Below are 2,631 nucleotides of genomic sequence, written 5' to 3'. Positions count from 1 at the left end.
TGTGCCCGGCCAACCCCTCCACCATGCTTCGCATGGTCCCCCTCCCCGTTCCGGGGAGGTATTGAGTTGTCTCTCATGCCAGCGTCAGCCCGGCGGCGCGCAGGGCCTCCGCGCCTTGCAGGAAGTAGCGATGCGCGATCGCGTCGGACAGCCGGATCAGGCGGCGTTCGACCTCCGCCAGCGTCTCGTCGTCCAGCGTCGCGGCCTGGACCGTCGTGACCAGCGCGTACAGGCCCGCGGCCTCGATCTGCTGCGGTTCGGCCATGCCGTCGTCGTCCAATACGGGCAGCTTCTTCAGATGGTCGCGGATCGCCTCCACCTGGAAGGCGAGCGCGCGGGGGTTGCCGGGATCGAGCGCGACGAGGTCGACGACGGGAACGCGCGCGATGCCGGTCAGGTAGCGCTGGCGATAGCTGATCTGGCTGTCGGCGAGGTCGAGCAGCGTCGTCAGGTCGTCGAGCGACGCGCCGGGCAAGCCGAAGCGGCGCGTGGCGCGCGCGATCGCGCCCGCGCGCTCGATGCGGCGGCCGAGGTCGTGAAACCGCCACGCGGCGGTGCGGCCCATGTGCTCGGCGGACAGGCCCGCGATGGCGGCGTAGCGGCGCTGGAGCGAGCCGCAGCGGTCGAGCATCCCCGGCTGTTTCGGGAACGGCGCGTCGAGCAGGCGGACCATGTCGGCGGACAGGCGGTCGCGCGATCCCGCGCCGATCCGCTGCGCGCTGGCGTTGATCTGCGCCACCGACTGCCACTGGCCGCCCGTCGCCTCCAGCGCGGTGCGCGCGAAGGGGACGAGGTCCGCGCGGCGCAGCGAGGCGGGGCGGGGTGCGGCGTTGCCCGCGGCGATCTCCCCCACCAGCCGCCCCACGGTGTCGCGCGCGAGGGCGGCGCCCGTGTCCGCGTCGATGGAATTGCCCAGCATCAGCCGGATCGCGCCCAGCAGCGCCTCGCCCCGCTCCAGATAGCGGCCGAGCCAGTAGAAATTGTCCGCGACCCGGCTCGGCAACGTGCCGGGGTTGCGGCGGATGTGGAGCGAATCGGGGGCGGGCAGCAGCGACACCTGCGCCACCGGATCGGCGCCGTGGACGCACACGTCGGCGGACCACAGGCCGTCGCCCATGACGGTCGCGCGCGTGTCCGCATGTTCGCCGATGCGCGCGAAGCCGCCGGGCATCACCTGCCACGCCCCGTCCGCGTCGCGCGCGGCGAAGACGCGCAGGGTGAACGGCCGCGCCTCCATCCGGTCGCCGATGACGACGGGCATGGTGGACAGGCGCACGATCTCCTGCCCGACGTAATCCTGCGGCCGGCGGTCGAGATCGGCCAGGAAGGCGGCGCGCCGCGCATCGTCCATGTCGGCGGCGGCGATCGTATCGGTCAGCGCGGCGGTGGGGGCGCCGAACGCGCTGCCCAGCAGCATCGACGCCATGTCGGCGCGGACGTGCGCGCATTCGCGTTCCTGCCCGCACCACCATGTCGCGATCGACGGCAGGATCAGGTCCGCGCCCGTCAGCCGCGTCGCCAGTTGCGGGAGGAAGGCGGCGAAGGCGGCGCTTTCCAGCACGCCCGCGCCGGGCGCGTTGGCGATGACGACATTGCCCGCGGCCCACGCGTCGATCAGCCCGGGCACGCCGATGCGCGAATGCGTGTCGAAGGCCAGCGGATCGAGCATCCGCGGGTCGAGCCGCCGCCACAGGGCGTCGATCCGCTTCAGCCCGCCGATCGTGCGGACGTACAGCCGGTCGTCGCGCGCGGCGAGATCCTCCCCCTCCACCAGCAGGAAGCCGAGGTAGCGCGCCAGATGCGCCTGCTCCGCATAGCTGGCGTTGTAGCGGCCGGGCGTGAGCAGGCCGATACGCGGATCGGCGCGGTGGCAGGCGGCGGACAGCCCCTCGCGGAAAGCGGCGAAGAAGGGGGCATGGCGGCGCACGTTCAGCCGCCCCTGAAGGCCGCCCAATGCGCGGCTGACCGCCAGCCGGTTCTCCAGCGCATAGCCCGCGCCGGTGGGCATGCGCAGGTGATCGCTCAGCACGCGCCATTCCCCGGTCGGGCCGCGGCCGAGGTCGAAGGCGACGAATTGCAGGTGGCAGCCGCCGGGCGGGGCGAGCCCGACCAGCGGGCGCAGGAAATAGGGGCTGCCCGTCACCAGCGTCGCGGGGACATGGCCCCTGTGGACCAGCGACTGCGGGCCGTACAGGTCGGCCAGGATCGTTTCGAGCAGGTCGGCGCGCTGGATCACCCCGCGTTCGATCGTGCGCCATTGCGCGCCGTCGATCAGCAGCGGGACGGGGGAGACGGGCCAGGGGCGCTCCGCCTCCTCCCCCATGATGCGGAAACCGGTGCCGATATCCGCGGCGTGGCGCTGCACCCGTTCGCGCGCCTGGCCCAGGTCGTCGGCGGCGACCGCGGCCAGTTCCTCGAACGTGGCGGCCCAGGCGGGATCGTCGTTGGCCGCCAGCACGTCGCCGCGCAGGCCGTGCGCGCGATATTCCTCGATCCAGCGCCGCGCGTGACTGGCGGCGTCGAACAGGACGGGCTGTGTCGCCAACGCACTTCCCCCAGCCGCGGCCCCGGATGCGGCGGACGATGACGATAGGGGATGTTGCGGTGCGGTGGAAGGGGGCTGGCTTGACG

The 2,631-nt window shown here is 73.1% G+C and carries 1 protein-coding gene; it reads right to left on the bottom strand.

Translation table 11 applies throughout. The features are described 5' to 3' along the window. Nucleotides 1–73 precede the first annotated feature (73 nt). On the bottom strand, nucleotides 74–2,545 hold the full coding sequence (locus ASG29_RS15080; protein ID WP_055986145.1) for a circularly permuted type 2 ATP-grasp protein: 2,472 nt from the start codon (nucleotides 2,543–2,545) through the stop codon (nucleotides 74–76). Nucleotides 2,546–2,631 lie beyond the last annotated feature (86 nt).

Source organism: Sphingomonas sp. Leaf412, assembly GCF_001425405.1.
Taxonomy (GTDB): domain Bacteria; phylum Pseudomonadota; class Alphaproteobacteria; order Sphingomonadales; family Sphingomonadaceae; genus Sphingomonas.
Note: the sequence above shows the minus strand (reverse complement) of the source record. Positions and strands in the feature narration are given on the sequence as shown.